The following is a 15,199-nucleotide window of genomic DNA, read 5'->3' on the forward strand; positions in this document are numbered from 1 at the left end:
TCATGAGAGCACTTTGGTTGTTGGGCTTACTGGTCCTGACTTCGCTGCCGACCATGGCGGCCGATAACGACGCCGAGCAGTTGGCCCGAGAGCGGGCCCGGGCGGCAGTGATGGCGGCAGAGAGCGACGGCAACATCAAACACCAGGTACTGGAAGAGCCAGCCCGGCGCTTTTACGACTGGGGCGCGGTGATGAACAAGGATTTCGAGGTGGTGGCGGTAACACCGGGCTCCGACGCCGCCCAGATGGGCATTCAAAAGGGTGACAAGGTGTTGTCGGTCAATGGCAAGTTGACCAACAGACGCGAACTCAAGGACGTGCTGGCCCAGCTCAATGAATTAGAAAACGGCGCTGCCCTTAGCGTGCAGGTGCAAAGAGGCAAGGAGAAGAGCAGCTTTTCTACCGAAGTACACGTCAAAGTGATCCCCGCCTGGCGCTTGGAGATCCAGCCTAAGGCCGCCACTGCCGCCATCGACCCTGGCCAGTGTGGCCGGGTATCGGTGTTCTTTACTCCGCCCCAGGCCCGCGACCTCTACCCTGCCTATGTGAACAGTATCGACGGCAAGGGGGTACTGCGTACCATCGACAGCTTCGAGCTGCCCCCTGGGCGCCACACTATTGCCTTGCATGAGCTCATTACCGATTACCGCCTGTCTCATCGCGGTATGGGGATGGAGAACGCGAAGCTCCTGACCATCGATGTCGAGCCCAACAAGGTCTATTACATGGCGGCCAAGTTCCTGCCTGAAAACCGCTTCAAGACCTACAAGTCGCAGTTCTGGGAGCCGGTGATGTGGAAGGTGGCCGACAAGGCCTGCCCCTGAGGGCAACATGAGAGGCGGCCATGGCCGCCTTTTCCTTTTCATTTGCCGGGGGGCAAGGCAAGGTAGGGGCTCTGGATAGGGAAGTTAAAAGACCATGCAATTTATTGAAGTGATTGATAATGCCTTGCCGGCTGACCTTTGCGACACGCTGCTGGCCCGCTTTGCCGAAGAGCCGGCGGTGGCGCCGGGCCTCACCGGTGGCGGCGTTGATACCAGCAAGAAGCGCAGCCGCGACATCACCCTGGACAGGCACCCGCACTGGCAGGACATGCACCAGGCCATCATGGCCCAGACCTACCCCCATATCCGCGCCTACCTGGACAAGCATTTCATGCTGCTGATGGGAGCGGTATCGCCTCAGGTGGTACACCCGGCAACGGGCCAGCCGGTGACCCTCACCCCTGAGAATTACCTGGAGGCCGGGCGCCCCAACCTGAACGCTCTGGTGCGCCATTTCTACCGCAGCGGCTATATCAACCTGCAGCATTACCAGCAGCAAACCGGTGGTTACCCTCATTGGCATTCCGAGGTGTTCCCCCAGTCCCCTCACAACGAGCCGCTGCACCGGGTATTGCTGTGGATGTATTACCTCAATGACGTGGCCGACGGCGGCGAGACCGAGTTCTTCTACCAGCGCCACCGGGTGCAGCCCAAAAAAGGCCGCATGGTTATCGCCCCGGCCGGCTTTACCCACAGCCACAGGGGTAATGCCCCCCTGTCGGGGGACAAATACATCCTCACATCCTGGGTGATGTTCAACCGCGCCGAGCAGCTCTACGGCAACGCCAAAGGTTAATTGACGGTCACTCCGAGGCTGGCCAGCTGCGCCTTGAGCTGGTCGGTGTCGGCCTGCATGTCCTTGAGGGTGTGCTGCTCCATGTCATCGGCCAGGGCCCGCAGCCGGGGCACAAAATAGGCGCGGGCATAAATGGCCTTTTCCCCTTTACCCACCAGTTCGTCAACGCCGGCATAAAAGCGCCGGGCGGCGGTGAGAAATTCGCTGGGCGTTTGCAGGGTCTGGTCGGAATAACGCATGTTGTTCCAGATAAAGGTCTGCAACCTGGGGTGATATTCGGTGAGGTCGAACGGCCGTTCCTTTTCCACCGTATCGGCGTATTCGCGGACGATACGCACGTTGTCGGCCAGTTCGTCGTGCAACGAGCGGCGCAGGTAGTAATTTTTTTGCTGATCGTCGATATCGCTGAAGGTAATGGCCTGGCTCAGGCCCTGCTGGGCGGCCAGGTAAACCCCCAGCACGGTGGCCAGCAGCATAAAGACCTGGCCGACCCAAAAGCCGGTTTTTACCAGCTCGGAGTTATCCAGCCTGGGCCGGGGTTTTTGTTCGCTTTCCATAACAACCACATCCGTGCGTCTTGAATTGAGGCGTTATTATGGCCAGCAGCCCGGCCCTGGCAAGGGGCTATCTCCCTGAATAAGGAAGAAAAGTCTTAATTTACCTTACTCAACGGCAACGTTGTTGGCTTTGAGGTCCTGCTTCAACGCTGCGGCGTTGGCGGCCAGGTCCTTGAGCGCTCCTTGCTCGATGGCGTCTGTCTTCTTGGCCAGCAGATCCAGAAAGTAGTCACGGCCATAAGTACGGTGCTCACCCCTGTCTATCAGGTGCTTTATCTGACTGTAGTAACGGCGCACCGCCGAGAGGTAGGCGCTGGGGGTTTGCAGGGTGTTGCTGTTGAACTTCATGGCGTCCCAGATATAGAACTCCAGTTGCGGGTGGTAGAGCTTCAGGTCGTAGGGTTTGTCTTCCTTCACCGCTTTGATGTAATCGCGGATCACCTGCACGTTGTCGGCCAGCTCGTCATGCAGCGAGCTGCGCAGGTAATAGTTCTTTTGCAGATCGTCGATGTCGCTAAAGGCAATGGCTTGGCTCAGGCCTTGTTGGGAGGCGAGATACACACCCAGCACGGTGGCCATCAGCATAAAGATTTGCCCTACCCAGAAGCCGGTTTTCACCAGTTCCGAGTTGTCCAGTTTAGGGCGGCGTTTGGGGGAGTTTGTTTCCATGGTCGGGTCCTTCTTTTTTTTCACAGCTACAGCAAATGAATCAATGCAAAAAACCGGGCCTTGGCCCGGTTCTGTCAACGAGCGACCATCAACTTGGGATGGTCCAGTGCCAGCAGCACCGGGTAGCGGCGCCGCACCCAGCCCAGCAAGGCCCAGCCCAGCAGCAGGCCGGCAGCAAAGCCGCCCAGGTGCGCCATGTAGGCGACGCCCTGGCCGCCGGTCAGCATGCCGAAAATGTTGATGCCCACCCAGATAAGGAAGAACACCCAGGGCGGCAGCTTCTTCTGGTAGACAAAGAACATGAAGGTGATGCTGGCCTTGCGAAACCACAGCAGGTACATGCCGAACAGGCCGGCAATGGCGCCTGAGGCACCGATGGTGGGGATAACCGACGCCGGGTCAATCAGGGTCTGCGCCAGGGCCGCAGCCAGGCCACAAAGCAGGTACAGTCCCAAAAAGCGCCAATGGCCCAGGGCATCTTCGAGGTTGTCGCCGGTCAGCCACAGGAAGTACATGTTGCCGATAAGGTGCATCCAGCCGCCGTGTAGGAACTGGCTGCTGATAAGGGCGCTAAGGTGCTCGCCGTGGCTAACCTCGTTGGGCACCATGGCGCCGCTGTAGAACAGCTCGCCAAGCTCCGGCGAGAGGATGCCAGCAATAAAGATAACGCTGTTTAGCAGCACCAGCAGCCAGGTCATCCAGGGGCGGCGCTTGGGCTTGATGTTGTACTCCACCGGCATCTGGGTCAGGAACTGGAACACCCAGGTCTTCCAGTTCACCTTACCGTTCAGCTGGCCAAGGTGGCTGTGCAGTTGGCTGGCGTTGTGGGTCTCTTCCAGTTCGTCTTTGTCTATCCAGAGCCCGTGGCCGTTGGGGCAGCGGTCCACTTCCACTTCGTAGCCCGGCAGCAGGTGGTTGCGCACCATCAGCTCGCTGCAGTTGGGGCACTTGAGGGTGGTTTTACCCAGGTCATAGCCGGGGGTGTTTTCCACCTCGACCTTGTCGTAGTCGTCATCGGCGGCGGCCAGCACTTGGTCGAGCTCGCCTTTTTCAAACCAGAGCCCGCCGCACTGGCGGCACACGTCTACTTCCTCACCGTGATAACGGGTGGGTTGTAGTTTGGCTGACTGGCAATGAGGGCAGTTCTTCATGTGTTGGGGTTACTCCACTGAGATGCCGGATTTTTGTAATGAGCCCTTCAAGCCCTGAATGTTGTGTTCCAGGCCCTTGAGGGTGTCTTGTTCGGCGGCGTCGGTTTTTTCTTTGAGCTGCTGCAGGAAGTAAGCGGTGCTGAAACTCATGCGTTCGCCGTTGTCGATGATTTCGTCCAACTCGGCGTAATAGCGGCGCACCCCGGCGATATATTCACTGGGGGTCTGCAAGGTGTTGGGGTTGTACTTCATGCTCTCCCACACGTAAAACTGCAGGCGCGGGTGGTAGCGCTTGAAGTGCATGGGGCTTTGGTCCTTGATCACCTCGGCGTACTGGCGCACCAGCTTAATGTTGTCGGCCAGTTCGTCGTGCAGGGAGCGGCGCAGGTAGTAGTTCTTCTGCTGGTCGTCCAAGTCATTGAAGGTGATGGCCTGGGTAAGCCCTTCCTGGGAAGCGAGGAAGACCCCCAGCACGGTGGCGATCAGCATGAAGATCTGGCCAACCCAGAAACCGGTTTTGGTGAGTTCGGAATTGTCGAGCTTGGGCCGGCGGCCCGGGCGGGATACAGCATCCTTGTCCATGTACTTCTTCCTTGAACAAAATCTAGCCGCGCATCTTAACGATTATGACAATCTGAGGCAACGGCAGCGAAAGCGGGCAAGTTTCGGCATAATGCCTTCACGCTAACGTGGCCTGGCCACAGCAAAAACTTGGAGAGCAGCATGTCCCAATACCAATACGACCTCTTTGTTATCGGCGCCGGCTCCGGCGGCGTCAGGGCCAGCCGCATGGCGGCAGCCACCGGCGCCAGGGTTGCGGTGGCCGAAGGCAGTGCCATGGGCGGGACCTGCGTCAACTTAGGCTGCGTGCCGAAAAAACTCTATGCCTACGCCGCCGATTACGGCCACGGCTTTATTGATGCACGCGGCTTTGGCTGGCAGTCCGAGCGCCCAGCCTTTGACTGGCAAAAACTCAAGGCCAACCGCGCCACCGAGATCTCTCGCCTCAACGGCATTTACGACGGCCTGATGGACGGCGCCAAGGTCACGGTTTACCGCGACTTTGCCACCATTAAAGACGCCCACACCGTTACCGTCGGCGGTGCCGACATCAGCGCCGAGCGCATTCTGGTGGCGGTGGGCGGCTGGCCCTTCGTGCCCGAAATCGCCGGTAAAGAACACGCCATCACCTCCAACGAGATTTTTGACTTAGCCCAGTTCCCGGCGCGCCTGGCGGTGGTGGGGGGCGGTTATATCGCCTCTGAATTTGCCTCTATCTTCCACGGTCTTGGCAGCCAGGTGACCCAGATCTACCGCAACGACAAACTGCTGCGCGGCTTTGATGAAGACATCCGCCAGTTTGTGACCGACGAAATGGTCAAAGACGGCATCGCTTTTCGCTTTAATAACAACGTCACCGCCATCGAGAAAACCGCCACCGGCCTGCTGTTGCAACTGGACGACGGCGAGCCCCTCGAAGTTGACCAAGTGCTCTTTGCCACAGGCCGGGTGCCGCGCACCATGAACCTGGGCCTGGATCAGGTGGGCGTTGAGCTCAGTGAAAGCGGCGCCATCAAGGTGGACGAGCGCTTTCAAACCAGCGTGCCCAGCATCTACGCCCTAGGGGACGTGATTGACCGCTTCCAGCTCACTCCTGTGGCCCTGGCCGAGGCGATGACGGTGGTCAACCAACTGTTTGGCGACGGCACCCGGGTGATGGACTACGAGACCATCCCCACCGCCGTCTTTACCCACCCCAATGTGGGCACTGTGGGCCTCACCGAGGCCCAAGCCCGGGAAAAGTACGGTGATATCGCCCTTTTTAAATCCGATTTTCGGCCCCTCAAACACACCTTGTCTGGCAGCAGCGAGCGCAGCTTTATGAAGCTGATCGTCGACCGTGCCTCAGACCGGGTAGTGGGCCTGCATATGGTGGGGGCAGATGCGGGTGAAATTACCCAGGGTTTCGCGGTGGCCATGAAGGCCGGCGCTACCAAGGCGGTGTTTGACAGCACCATCGGCATTCACCCCACCTCCGCCGAAGAGTTCGTCACCATGCGCACCGAGGCAAAAGGGTAAACAAATATGTCGGCTGGTTTTGGCAACCTGAATATAAGGTAAAGTAGGTTCATCGATATCGGGAGGATGGTATGAACGTCTTTGTCTTTATTTTGTGGGTGGTTATCGTGGTGACGCTGGGCCGTATCGTCCGTGCCTGGATGGCCAGCAAAGCCAGTCAAACCAGCCAGCCTGACCCTGAATTGAACCGGGAAATGGCCCAGCTCAAAGAGCGGGTAGCGGCGCTGGAGCGCATCGTTACCGACAGCGAATATCAGCTGAAAAAGGACTTCGAGAAGCTCTAAGGGGTCATGGTGCCCCTTGATTTCCCGGAGTCTGGCCTTACTTCTGTAAGACCTGGACAAAGAGAAATCATCATGTCGAATCCGTTATTAGCAAATCCTGTCCTGCCCCCTTTCAGTGCCATCAAGGTAGAGCACATCAAGCCTGCCGTTGAAGCTTTGCTGGCCGAATGCAAAAGCGCCGTTGAAGCCGTGGTGGCCAGTACCGATGAGCCCAGCTGGCAGACCCTGATTGAGCCCCTGGAAGAAAGCAACGACCGCCTGGCCAAGGCCTGGTCGCCGGTGTCGCACCTCAATTCGGTGATGAGCAGCCCCCAGTGGCGCGAAGCCTATGAGTCTTGCTTGCCGCTTTTGAGCGAATTTTCCACCTGGGTTGGCCAGCACCAGGGCCTTTTTGCCGCCTATAAAAAACTGGCCGACAGCCCCGCCTTTGCCACGCTTTCTGCGGCCCAGCAAAAGGCCATCAACAACACCCTGCGCGATTTTCGCCTGGGCGGCGTTGATCTCGCCGACGATAAAAAGCAGCGCTATGGCGAAATCAAAGCAAGGCTCTCCGAGCTTTCCAGCAAGTTCTCCAACAACCTTTTGGATGCCACCCAAGCCTGGCAAAAGCACATCGCTGATGAAGCCGAACTTGCCGGCCTGCCGGATGACGCTAAGGCCATGCTCAGCGAAATGGCCCAAAGCAAAGGCAAAGAGGGTTACCTGCTGACCCTGGATATCCCCGTCTACCTGGCGGTTATCACCTACGCCGACAACCGCGCCCTGCGCGAAGAGATGTACCAGGCCTACTGCACCCGCGCCTCTGACCAGGGCGACGCCCAGTTCGACAACAGCGCCCTGATGGACGAAATCCTGGCGCTGCGCTTTGAGCTGGCCCAGCTGCTGGGTTTTGCCAACTACGCCGAGCTGAGCCTGGCCACCAAAATGGCCCAAAGTACCGATCAGGTACTGAGCTTCTTGAACGACCTGGCGCGCCGCTCCAAGGCCCAGGGCCAAAAGGATCTGGACGAGCTCAAGGCCTTTGCCGCCAGCAAAGGCTGTGAAGACTTCAAATCCTGGGATGCCGGCTACTACGGCGAGCAGCTCAAGGAAGCCCGCTATGCGGTGAGCGACGAGAAGCTCAAACCCTATTTTCCAGAAACCAAAGTGGTGCCCGGCCTCTTTGCGGTAGTGAACAAGTTGTTCGGTATCGAGATCCAGGAGCGCAAAGACGTCGACCTCTACCACCCGCAGGTGCGTTTTTTCGAGATCCACAAAGACGGTGAGCACCTGGGCAGCTTCTACCTCGACCTCTACGCCCGTGAAGGCAAGCGTGGCGGCGCCTGGATGGACGACTGCCGTGGCAGCCGCCACTTGCCAGACGGCTCTCGCCAAAAACCGGTGGCCTACCTCACCTGTAACTTCTCGCGGCCCATCGGCGGCAAGCCAGCGCTCTTTACCCACGACGAAGTCACCACCCTGTTCCACGAGTTCGGCCATGGCCTGCATCATATGCTGACCAAGGTGGACGTGTCTGAGGTGGCTGGCATTAACGGTGTGCCTTGGGACGCAGTAGAGCTGCCCAGCCAGTTCCTGGAAAACTGGTGCTGGGCGCCGGAGGCGCTGGCCATCATCTCCGGCCATGTCGAAACCGGCGAGCCGCTGCCCCAATCCTTGCTGGACAACCTGCTGGCGGCCCGCAACTTCCAAAGCGCCATGCAGATGCTGCGGCAGTTGGAGTTTTCGCTGTTCGATTTTCGCCTGCACGCCGAGTACGACCCGGCCCAGGGCGGGCGGGTACAGGCCATTTTGGATGATGTGCGCAGCCAGGTGGCGGTATCGGTACCCCCCAGCTACAACCGCTTCCAGCACGGCTTTGCCCACATCTTTGCCGGTGGCTATGCGGCCGGTTACTACTCCTACAAGTGGGCCGAGGTGCTGAGCGCCGACGCTTTTGGCCGCTTCGAGGAAGAAGGGGTGTTTAACCCCCAAACCGGGCAGGACTTCCTCGACTGCATCCTCAGCCAGGGCGGCTCCCAAGAGCCGATGGCGCTGTTTAAGGCTTTCCGTGGCCGCGAGCCGTCGGTTGAGCCGCTGCTGCGCCACAGCGGGATAGCGGCCTGATGCGCGAGCCCTTTGCCACCATCTGGGCCCGCGCTTCAGACCGTAAGGGCGGCGACGCCGCCCTTGAAGCCCTGCTGCGGCCACCGGCCCATTACGGCTCTCTTGATACCCTCACCGACGACCGGCTGCTGGCGGCTTTTACCCGCCAGATCTTCCAAAGCGGTTTCGTGTGGCGGGTGGTGGAGAACAAGTGGCCGGATTTTGAGGCGCTGTTTTTTGGCTTTGATATCGAGAAAATGCTGCTGCTCCCCGATGAAATGTGGGAGCAAAAAGCCCAGGACCCGCGCATCATCCGCAACCTCTCCAAGGTGATGACCATCCGCGAAAACGCCCAGATGCTGGCTGATTTGGCTGATAAACACGGCAGCGCCGTGGCTTGGCTCAAGGCTTGGCCCAGTAGCGATCTGGTGGGGCTTTGGCAGTATCTCAAGCGTCACGGCAAACGCCTGGGCGGCAACACCGGGCCTTACGCCCTGCGCCGGTTGGGGGTGGACTGCTTTATGCTGAGCCAGGATGTGGAGCATTACCTCAAACACACCGCCATCGTCGACGGCGGCCTAAGCAGTCAGAAGTCCCAGCAGGCCATCCAGGCCGCTTTTAATGCCTGGCAGCAAGAATCCGGCCGCAGCTTCAACGAAATCAGCCAGACCATCGCCTATTCAGTGGGCGATAACCTGGCCAACTAACGCTGGGGCCATCAGGCCCTGGCGGTAAGGAACCCTCATGTCTTTTGCTTCTTTGGATGCGCTCAAGGCGCAGCTGGCTACCCGCCCCGACACCATCGAATTTGCCGACGTTATCGCCCTTATCGATGCAAAGTTCGTGTTCACCCCCAGCGCTTTTAGCAACGGCGAGGTGAATAACGAGGCGGGCCAGAACAACGGTTCGTGCAAGCTGCTGGCCTTGGGCCAATACCTTGAGCTGGATAAAGACCAGACCCTGGCCCTCTTTGGCCGCTTTTACCGCGAGGACGTGCTGGGCAACCCAGACGGCAGCGACCACGCCAATATCCGTAATTTCATGCAAAGCGGTCAGGCCGGGGTGGCGTTTGCCCAGTTCCCGCTGGCGGTTAAAGCGTAATCGTCCTTGAAGGGGTGGCTGGCGGCCACCCTGGCCAGCATGGCGCCGTCCAGGCCTTTGCTGGTGTCCAGGTAACTCATGCCTTGGTAATGCATGCCAAGGTACTCAAAAGTCAGCCTAAACGGCTCTTCAAAACAGGGCGGTGGCACCCTGGCGCCGCCGCTGGCAATCACCCCGGCTGCCTTGCCCCTTAACTGCCGGCCCAGGTGCTTGTGGTGGTTTAAGAGATCAGTAAGGCGGTCCAAAAACACCTTCATCTGGCCGCTCATGCTGTACCAGTACAGGGGGCTGGCCAGCAGGATGCGGTCATGGCGCAGCAGCTCTTCGACTAGCCCGAGAAAGCCATCGCCGCGGCCATCACTGCGATAGTCATAGGGCCTTATCTGATAGTCATTCAAATTCAGTGTCTTAAAGCCAATGGCCTCGCACAGGGCGGCGGTGTAGCCGTTGCCGCGGGCGCTGCCCAGCAGGGTGATAGTGCTCATTGCGTTTCCTTTGCGATAGTGACGCGGATGATTACTGGCCTTGGATAGTGACCCGCCAAGGGGGATTGAGCCGGTATTGACCGGCCCAGAACAGTTTGATCTTGTTACCGGACGGGTCTTTCAATACCGCTTCTCGCCACAAGTAAGGCTGGTCCTGGGGGTCTTGTTCAAAGGCGATCCCCTTGGCTTTAAGCCGTGCCACCTGGGCATCTAAGTCTTCACATTCAAAATAGATAACCGCGCTGTTGCCGCAAGGAGGCTCCTTTGCCATCAGCGAAAAACTGGCATCACCCTCAGGGCAGGCGAAGCGGGCGTAATGCGGGCTATCGACTATCTGGGTAAAGCCAAGGGCCAGGTAGAAACGGTTGGCCAGGGCAAGGTCGTGGACCGGCAGGGTGACTTGGTTAAGGTTCATGGCTCGCTCCTTGGATTTAGCTATAGCTGTGGCGCAGCGCCTGATCTTCGGTTTGGTATTCAATCAGCTCCAACATCAAGCCGGTGGCTACCTGCACATAGGCCCGTCTACGGCCGGGATGAGGGGGGCTTTCCTTGGCTAATAACCCCAGCTGCATGGCCCGTTGCAGGCAGGCAGCCAGATCGGTCACCACAATGCCCAGGTGGCTGAAGTAGGGCTGGGGATTGGGGATAAAGCCGGCGTTATCTGGCGGAGCCTGCAGCGCCAGATAGCTGTGCTCGGTGCCCACATGGGCCCAGTCCAGCTCGAAGGGGCGGTTGCCGAAGGTAGGCTGGATGAATTCGCGGCGCCGGGCCCGAAGCCGCCAGGCCGGGAACAGCGCCAGCAGGGCGTCAATGGTGGCGGACAGGTCCGGCACCGTGATGTTCTGGTGTTCGACATAGGGTGCGGCCATGGGTAACTCGTTTTGCAAAGTGATTTGTTTATTTAATCTGGTCCTCTTCGCTTATTTTGTAAAGTCATTTGTTTATTTAATGGTGCGGGCCGTTGTCGCCAGCCGGGCAGGGCAGTAGACTTGCCCCGCCCAACAGGAGAAACCCATGGCCGTGCCTCTTATCTGCGAAAGTCCCGCCCGCGAGCCCCAGGCCGAGCTATTGCGCCAGCGCTACGGCTTTTCAGCAGACCTAGGCGAAGCCCCTTGCGTGTTGGTGCTGACCGAGGCGCGCCTGGAGCTTCGCAAGACCGACGAGCCCAAGCTGGGGGCCATTTTCGTCGATTTTGTGGAAGGGGCGGCGGCGCACCGGCGCAAGTTTGGTGGCGGCCGGGGCCAGGCCATTGCCAAGGCGGTGGGGTTGAAAAAGGGCGCTAATCCCTCGGTGATTGATGGCACCGCTGGCCTTGGCCGCGACGCCTTTGTGCTGGCCACCCTGGGTTGCACCGTGACCTTAGTGGAGCGCCACCCGGCGGTGGCCGCCTTGCTGGAAGATGGCCTGGAGCGCGCCAGGGGCAGCGAGGTGGACGATATTGCCGCCCGCATGACGCTGCATTTCGGGCCTTCGCTGGATGTGCTGCCCAGCCTCAACGCCGACGTGGTGTACCTGGACCCGATGTACCCGCACCGGGAAAAGTCGGCGCTGGTGAAAAAGGAAATGCGCATCTTCCAGACCCTGGTGGGGGCCGATTTGGATGCCGACGCGCTGCTGGCCGCCGCCAAGGCGGCGGCGCGCGTTAAGGTGGTAGTCAAAAGGCCCGACTATGCCGAGCCTTTGGCTGGGGTGAAGCCTGCTTCCTCGGTGCCCACCAAGAAAAACCGCTTCGATATCTACCCTATTTAAGGGCCAGGCTCAGGTCGTCGGTCAGTACCAGCCAGCGGCTGCCGTCCCATTTCACTTCACCATTGACCGCTGATGCCAGGCCAACGTCAGCCTGTGGGCTGACGGCGATCAGGTAAAAGCCGCTGTCGTCGCTGAGCTTTTTGCATTTCAGTAGCTGTTGGTCGGCGCCAAAGCCGCGTTTGTCGGCATCGCTACCCAAGGCGCGTTGGTCGGCGTCGCTACCCAGAGCGCGGCCGTCGGCGGCGCTGCCAAAGCCACGTTTGTCGGCCTCACTGCCCAGGGCCCGCTGGTCAGCATTGCTGCCAAACTCGCGCTGACCGGCATCATCCCCAAAGGCGCGGTCGCCAGCGTCGTCGCCGAAGCCCCGTTTGTCTGCGTCGTCGCCGAAAGCCCTTTTATCGGCGCCGCTGCCAAAGGCCCGCTTGTCGCTGCTGGCACCCAAATCACGCTGGTCGGCACTGCTGCCAAAGCCGCGTTTATCTTCGCTGGCACCAAAGCCCCTGCTGTCTTGCTTGGCGCCAAGGCTGCGCGAAGGGATGCAATCGGCCGGGATGGCAAACCAGGTGTTGCCGATACGCAGTTTCGGCTCGGCCTGGGCGGTGGCTGAGAGCAGCAGGGTAGCCAGCAACAAAGTGCTTGGTTTCATGGCGATTCCTTAAAAGGGATAGGCCGAAACCCACAGTGCCCAGCCGTACCAGTGTTTCTCGCTCTTGGAGCCGCTGCTCCAGGAGGCGGTCCAGTACATGCGCTCAAAGGCTACCGAGGTAACGCCATTGCGGGCCGCGAGCAGTTTGTCTTCGGGGATCTGCACCATGTATGAGCGGGCACCGGGGCCATGGGCACTGACAATGGCCTGGTTGAACAGCAATACCCCGTAAAGCGGCTCGCTGATACCCTGCTGGTAGATGCGAACCTTGCGGGCGCCATTAGCCAGAGCGTTGTTGTAGTTTTCCAGCAGCTTGTCGTCGCTGGCGAAGGCATTGCTGTTTTTCCAGCCGTAGATGTCAAAGGGCGTGGTGAAGCGCTGGCCACCTTGGAGGGTGAAGCTGCCGTCTTCAGCGACAATCTTGATGTCTTTATTGGCCACCACCCCGCCAGGCACCTTCACCGGTGACCAGTTAGTGGTGTCGTAGGAAGCCGGTTCGCTGGCCGAGCCAGCGGCCAGCAGAATGAAAAGGGCACTAACGGCCAATGAGGCCAGGGTTTTCCATAGGGTCATGGTTTTGCTCCACAGCAGAGTTTGAAAGAAAGTGTGCCGCCGGCACGGCCAGCGATATTGCTGCCATATCCAGCCAATCGAAGGTGCCCGGTAGCCAGCCTGGCCATTGGGCCAGCTCGGTGCCAAGGGCCAGGCCCAGCGCCCACCAAGGCTTGCGATGGCCGAGGCGAGCCAGGGAGGCGGTGAGTGCGAAGGCCCAGCAAAAATCGGGCAGCACGGCGCTGATAACGGGAATTTTCGGGAGCAGAAGCCATTGGCGCAGGTTGTCTAGCCCTTGGCTGGCCGCTGGCCAATAGATACCGAGCCAGGACTCCACCAAGGTGCCTGGCCGCCAACACAGATAGCAGTAAAAACCCACCAGCAGTGGCAGCGCGATCAACCCGTTGCGGCGGTGGAAGAGGGAATGTGTCGGGGGCATCTTCTTGATTGCTAAATTTTTATTTAGCAATTGTAATTTAGATGTTTCATTTGGCAACTGCATTTGCTGTGTTGCCTTAATGGCAATGCGCCCCGGGGTGGCGGCTTAGTGTGGCCTGGGGTAGGCTCTTTGCAGATTTTTCCTCAAGGAGCGCGACATGATCCAGGTTGGTGACAACATCCCCGCCGCCAGTGTGCAGCAGATGATCGACGGCAAGCCTGCCGAGGTGCATACCCAGGACTTTTTCAAAGGCAAAAAGGTAGTGCTGTTCGCGGTGCCCGGCGCCTTTACTCCCACCTGCAGCGCCGCGCACTTGCCCGGTTATGTAGTGCTGGCTGATGAGATTAAAGCCAAGGGAATAGACGCCATCGTCTGCCTGGCGGTGAACGATGCCTTCGTCATGGACGCCTGGGGCAAAGCCCAAAACGCCAGTGAGCTCCTGATGTGGGGCGACGGCGACGGCAGCTTTACCAAAGCCCTTGGCCTGGATGTAGACACCGGCGCCTTTGGCGGCCTGCGTTCGCGCCGCTATGCCATGGTGGTGGATGGCGGTGTGGTAACGCTGCTTAACGTCGAGCCACCTAAGACCTTTGAAAACTCCAAGGCGGAAGTGGTACTGGCGGCACTCTGATGGCTCAACTGAAATCCCTTTGGCAAAGCCTGTACCGCGCCATGACCGACTGGCTGGGCGAAGGTTGGCTGGTGGATGTGCTGGTGATTATCGCCGTCACCCTGCTGGTGACCGTGCTGTGGCGGGTGGTAGCCAAGCGATTGGTGAACCTGGTGGGACGGTCTTCTTCCACTTGGGACGACATGCTCTGGGACAGCCTCAACGGCCCGGTTAACTGGCTGATTTTGCTGGTGGGCGTGTCCATGGTGGCGCAAACGGTGGCTGGCCGCATCGACTCGGAGCTGGCCAACTACCTGCCGGTGCTGCGCAAGGTGTTGTTCGAGTGCCTCATCGCCTGGAGCCTGTGGCGCCTCACCAACGGCGGCGAGAACGAGTTTATCCGCCGTGGGCGAGACATCACCACGGTGCAGGCGGTAGGCAAGCTGCTTAAAGCCTCCATCATCGTGGTGTTCCTGCTGACCCTGTTCCAGACCCTGGGGGTGAATATCTCCGGCATCCTGGCCCTGGGCGGCGTCGGAGGCCTGGTGATCGGTATGGCCGCCAAGGATTTGCTGGCCAACTTCTTCGGCTCCCTGGTGGTGTATTTTGACAAACCGTTCAAGGTAGGGGATTGGATCCGCAGCCCCGACCGGCAAATCGAGGGTACGGTGGAGCGTATCGGCTTTCGGGTCACCCAAATCCGCACCTTCGACCAGCGGCCGCTTTATGTTCCCAACTCGGTGTTTACCCAGATCTCGGTGGAAAACCCCTCAAGGATGCTCAACCGCCGCATCAACGAGACCATTGGTATCCGCTACGAAGACGCCGACAAAATGGGCGATGTGGTAGCCAAAGTGAAGGATATGCTGGAAAACCACCCAGATATCGACCAGCAGAAGACGCTGATGGTGAACTTCAACGCCTTTGGCCCCTCCAGCCTCGATTTCTTTATCTACACCTTCACCAAAACCACGGTGTGGGCCGAGTACCACCAGGTAAAGCAGGATGTGATGTTGAAGATCATTCACATCATCCACGAGTTGGGGGCAGATTGCGCCTTTCCCACTCAGACCCTGCATATCGAGTCTTTGCCCGAGGGCTTTGGCCGGCCGGCCGGCGAACCTGGCGCGGCCTGACCTTGCACGTTGCAGCCGGCCTCAGGGCCGGCTTTTTTG

General features: G+C 59.3%; 19 protein-coding genes and 1 pseudogene. 10 read left to right on the forward strand and 10 right to left on the reverse strand.

The annotated features are described in order from the left end of the window. Positions 1–2: 2 nt before the first annotated feature. A complete protein-coding gene (locus AC22G1_RS00220; RefSeq protein ID WP_487315015.1) occupies positions 3–824 on the forward strand; it encodes a PDZ domain-containing protein in 822 nt (273 codons plus the stop codon). 94 nt (positions 825–918) lie between these two features. Further along, complete coding sequence (locus AC22G1_RS00225; RefSeq protein ID WP_487315016.1) at positions 919–1,620, forward strand: 2OG-Fe(II) oxygenase; 702 nt, start codon at positions 919–921, stop codon at positions 1,618–1,620. Here the strand turns inward: AC22G1_RS00225 and AC22G1_RS00230 are convergent. From AC22G1_RS00230 to AC22G1_RS00245, 4 genes are all read right to left on the reverse strand, one after another. Further along, the gene (locus AC22G1_RS00230) at positions 1,617–2,177 is read right to left on the reverse strand and encodes a hypothetical protein (RefSeq protein WP_487315017.1); all 561 of its coding nucleotides are present in this window, start codon (positions 2,175–2,177) and stop codon (positions 1,617–1,619) included. The genes AC22G1_RS00225 and AC22G1_RS00230 overlap by 4 nt on opposite strands. A gap of 105 nt (positions 2,178–2,282) precedes the next feature. After that, complete coding sequence (locus AC22G1_RS00235; protein ID WP_487315018.1) at positions 2,283–2,846, reverse strand: hypothetical protein; 564 nt, start codon at positions 2,844–2,846, stop codon at positions 2,283–2,285. 74 nt (positions 2,847–2,920) lie between these two features. After that, entirely contained in the window at positions 2,921–3,997 is a 1,077-nt protein-coding gene (locus AC22G1_RS00240) for a rhomboid family intramembrane serine protease (protein ID WP_487315019.1), read from the reverse strand. Between the two features lie 9 nt (positions 3,998–4,006). Continuing rightward, complete coding sequence (locus tag AC22G1_RS00245; RefSeq protein ID WP_487315020.1) at positions 4,007–4,579, reverse strand: hypothetical protein; 573 nt, start codon at positions 4,577–4,579, stop codon at positions 4,007–4,009. Between the two features lie 141 nt (positions 4,580–4,720). Here AC22G1_RS00245 and gorA point away from each other — a divergent pair, with 141 nt between their 5' ends. The 5 genes from gorA (at position 4,721) to AC22G1_RS00270 (ending at position 9,543) form a co-directional block, all read left to right on the forward strand. Next, entirely contained in the window at positions 4,721–6,076 is a 1,356-nt protein-coding gene (gene gorA / locus AC22G1_RS00250) for a glutathione-disulfide reductase (RefSeq protein ID WP_487315021.1), read from the forward strand. Between the two features lie 71 nt (positions 6,077–6,147). Next, positions 6,148–6,360 (forward strand): hypothetical protein, encoded by a 213-nt coding sequence (locus AC22G1_RS00255; protein WP_487315022.1) that lies wholly within the window; start codon positions 6,148–6,150, stop codon positions 6,358–6,360. 72 nt (positions 6,361–6,432) lie between these two features. Beyond that, entirely contained in the window at positions 6,433–8,463 is a 2,031-nt protein-coding gene (prlC, locus tag AC22G1_RS00260; protein ID WP_487315023.1) for an oligopeptidase A, read from the forward strand. Next, entirely contained in the window at positions 8,463–9,149 is a 687-nt protein-coding gene (locus tag AC22G1_RS00265; protein WP_487315024.1) for a DNA-3-methyladenine glycosylase I, read from the forward strand. Before prlC ends, AC22G1_RS00265 begins: the two co-directional genes overlap by 1 nt. Positions 9,150–9,186: 37 nt before the next feature. Beyond that, on the forward strand, positions 9,187–9,543 hold the full coding sequence (locus tag AC22G1_RS00270) for a HopJ type III effector protein (protein ID WP_487315025.1): 357 nt from the start codon (positions 9,187–9,189) through the stop codon (positions 9,541–9,543). On the opposite strand, the gene AC22G1_RS00275 is transcribed toward AC22G1_RS00270, so the two are convergent. The 3 genes from AC22G1_RS00275 to AC22G1_RS00285 are packed head-to-tail and all read right to left on the reverse strand — an operon-like array spanning position 9,495 to position 10,897. Beyond that, on the reverse strand, positions 9,495–10,028 hold the full coding sequence (locus tag AC22G1_RS00275) for a flavodoxin family protein (protein ID WP_487315026.1): 534 nt from the start codon (positions 10,026–10,028) through the stop codon (positions 9,495–9,497). The genes AC22G1_RS00270 and AC22G1_RS00275 overlap by 49 nt on opposite strands. Before the next feature lie 31 nt (positions 10,029–10,059). Next, the gene (locus tag AC22G1_RS00280; RefSeq protein ID WP_487315027.1) at positions 10,060–10,443 is read right to left on the reverse strand and encodes a VOC family protein; all 384 of its coding nucleotides are present in this window, start codon (positions 10,441–10,443) and stop codon (positions 10,060–10,062) included. Between the two features lie 16 nt (positions 10,444–10,459). Further along, entirely contained in the window at positions 10,460–10,897 is a 438-nt protein-coding gene (locus tag AC22G1_RS00285; protein WP_487315028.1) for a VOC family protein, read from the reverse strand. Between the two features lie 244 nt (positions 10,898–11,141). Between AC22G1_RS00285 and AC22G1_RS00290 the strand changes: the two are divergent. Next, positions 11,142–11,777 (forward strand): annotated as a pseudogene (locus tag AC22G1_RS00290) (class I SAM-dependent methyltransferase); the annotation flags it as partial. Here the strand turns inward: AC22G1_RS00290 and AC22G1_RS00295 are convergent. From AC22G1_RS00295 to AC22G1_RS00305, 3 genes are read right to left on the reverse strand one after another with little or no spacing between them, the layout of a single operon-like run. Further along, positions 11,770–12,423 (reverse strand): hypothetical protein, encoded by a 654-nt coding sequence (locus tag AC22G1_RS00295; protein ID WP_487315029.1) that lies wholly within the window; start codon positions 12,421–12,423, stop codon positions 11,770–11,772. The pseudogene AC22G1_RS00290 and the gene AC22G1_RS00295 sit on opposite strands and share 8 nt — an antisense overlap. Before the next feature lie 9 nt (positions 12,424–12,432). Continuing rightward, on the reverse strand, positions 12,433–12,996 hold the full coding sequence (locus tag AC22G1_RS00300; RefSeq protein ID WP_487315030.1) for a hypothetical protein: 564 nt from the start codon (positions 12,994–12,996) through the stop codon (positions 12,433–12,435). Then, positions 12,959–13,414, reverse strand: coding sequence for a hypothetical protein (locus AC22G1_RS00305; protein ID WP_487315031.1), 456 nt, complete (start codon positions 13,412–13,414; stop codon positions 12,959–12,961). The genes AC22G1_RS00300 and AC22G1_RS00305 overlap by 38 nt, the downstream gene beginning before the upstream one ends. 157 nt (positions 13,415–13,571) lie before the next feature. On the opposite strand from AC22G1_RS00305, the gene AC22G1_RS00310 reads away from it, so the two are divergent. Further along, on the forward strand, positions 13,572–14,045 hold the full coding sequence (locus AC22G1_RS00310; RefSeq protein WP_487315032.1) for a peroxiredoxin: 474 nt from the start codon (positions 13,572–13,574) through the stop codon (positions 14,043–14,045). Continuing rightward, positions 14,045–15,160 (forward strand): mechanosensitive ion channel family protein, encoded by a 1,116-nt coding sequence (locus tag AC22G1_RS00315; protein ID WP_487315033.1) that lies wholly within the window; start codon positions 14,045–14,047, stop codon positions 15,158–15,160. The genes AC22G1_RS00310 and AC22G1_RS00315 overlap by 1 nt, the downstream gene beginning before the upstream one ends. The last annotated feature ends 39 nt before the right edge of the window (positions 15,161–15,199 follow it).

The organism is Gallaecimonas zhanjiangensis (genome assembly GCF_057624825.1).

Excerpts from the sequence above, each read along its gene's own strand:
- AC22G1_RS00240 (WP_487315019.1), bottom strand. The coding sequence starts at position 3,997 with ATGAAGAACTGCCCTCATTGCCAGTCAGCCAAACTACAACCCACCCGT.
- AC22G1_RS00280 (WP_487315027.1), bottom strand. The coding sequence starts at position 10,443 with ATGAACCTTAACCAAGTCACCCTGCCGGTCCACGACCTTGCCCTGGCC.
- AC22G1_RS00275 (WP_487315026.1), bottom strand. The coding sequence starts at position 10,028 with ATGAGCACTATCACCCTGCTGGGCAGCGCCCGCGGCAACGGCTACACC.
- AC22G1_RS00315 (WP_487315033.1), top strand. The coding sequence starts at position 14,045 with ATGGCTCAACTGAAATCCCTTTGGCAAAGCCTGTACCGCGCCATGACC.
- AC22G1_RS00220 (WP_487315015.1), top strand. The coding sequence starts at position 3 with ATGAGAGCACTTTGGTTGTTGGGCTTACTGGTCCTGACTTCGCTGCCG.
- prlC (WP_487315023.1), top strand. The coding sequence starts at position 6,433 with ATGTCGAATCCGTTATTAGCAAATCCTGTCCTGCCCCCTTTCAGTGCC.
- gorA (WP_487315021.1), top strand. The coding sequence starts at position 4,721 with ATGTCCCAATACCAATACGACCTCTTTGTTATCGGCGCCGGCTCCGGC.
- AC22G1_RS00310 (WP_487315032.1), top strand. The coding sequence starts at position 13,572 with ATGATCCAGGTTGGTGACAACATCCCCGCCGCCAGTGTGCAGCAGATG.
- AC22G1_RS00295 (WP_487315029.1), bottom strand. The coding sequence starts at position 12,423 with ATGAAACCAAGCACTTTGTTGCTGGCTACCCTGCTGCTCTCAGCCACC.
- AC22G1_RS00245 (WP_487315020.1), bottom strand. The coding sequence starts at position 4,579 with ATGGACAAGGATGCTGTATCCCGCCCGGGCCGCCGGCCCAAGCTCGAC.
- AC22G1_RS00265 (WP_487315024.1), top strand. The coding sequence starts at position 8,463 with ATGCGCGAGCCCTTTGCCACCATCTGGGCCCGCGCTTCAGACCGTAAG.
- AC22G1_RS00305 (WP_487315031.1), bottom strand. The coding sequence starts at position 13,414 with ATGCCCCCGACACATTCCCTCTTCCACCGCCGCAACGGGTTGATCGCG.
- AC22G1_RS00285 (WP_487315028.1), bottom strand. The coding sequence starts at position 10,897 with ATGGCCGCACCCTATGTCGAACACCAGAACATCACGGTGCCGGACCTG.
- AC22G1_RS00255 (WP_487315022.1), top strand. The coding sequence starts at position 6,148 with ATGAACGTCTTTGTCTTTATTTTGTGGGTGGTTATCGTGGTGACGCTG.
- AC22G1_RS00300 (WP_487315030.1), bottom strand. The coding sequence starts at position 12,996 with ATGACCCTATGGAAAACCCTGGCCTCATTGGCCGTTAGTGCCCTTTTC.
- AC22G1_RS00230 (WP_487315017.1), bottom strand. The coding sequence starts at position 2,177 with ATGGAAAGCGAACAAAAACCCCGGCCCAGGCTGGATAACTCCGAGCTG.
- AC22G1_RS00225 (WP_487315016.1), top strand. The coding sequence starts at position 919 with ATGCAATTTATTGAAGTGATTGATAATGCCTTGCCGGCTGACCTTTGC.
- AC22G1_RS00235 (WP_487315018.1), bottom strand. The coding sequence starts at position 2,846 with ATGGAAACAAACTCCCCCAAACGCCGCCCTAAACTGGACAACTCGGAA.
- AC22G1_RS00270 (WP_487315025.1), top strand. The coding sequence starts at position 9,187 with ATGTCTTTTGCTTCTTTGGATGCGCTCAAGGCGCAGCTGGCTACCCGC.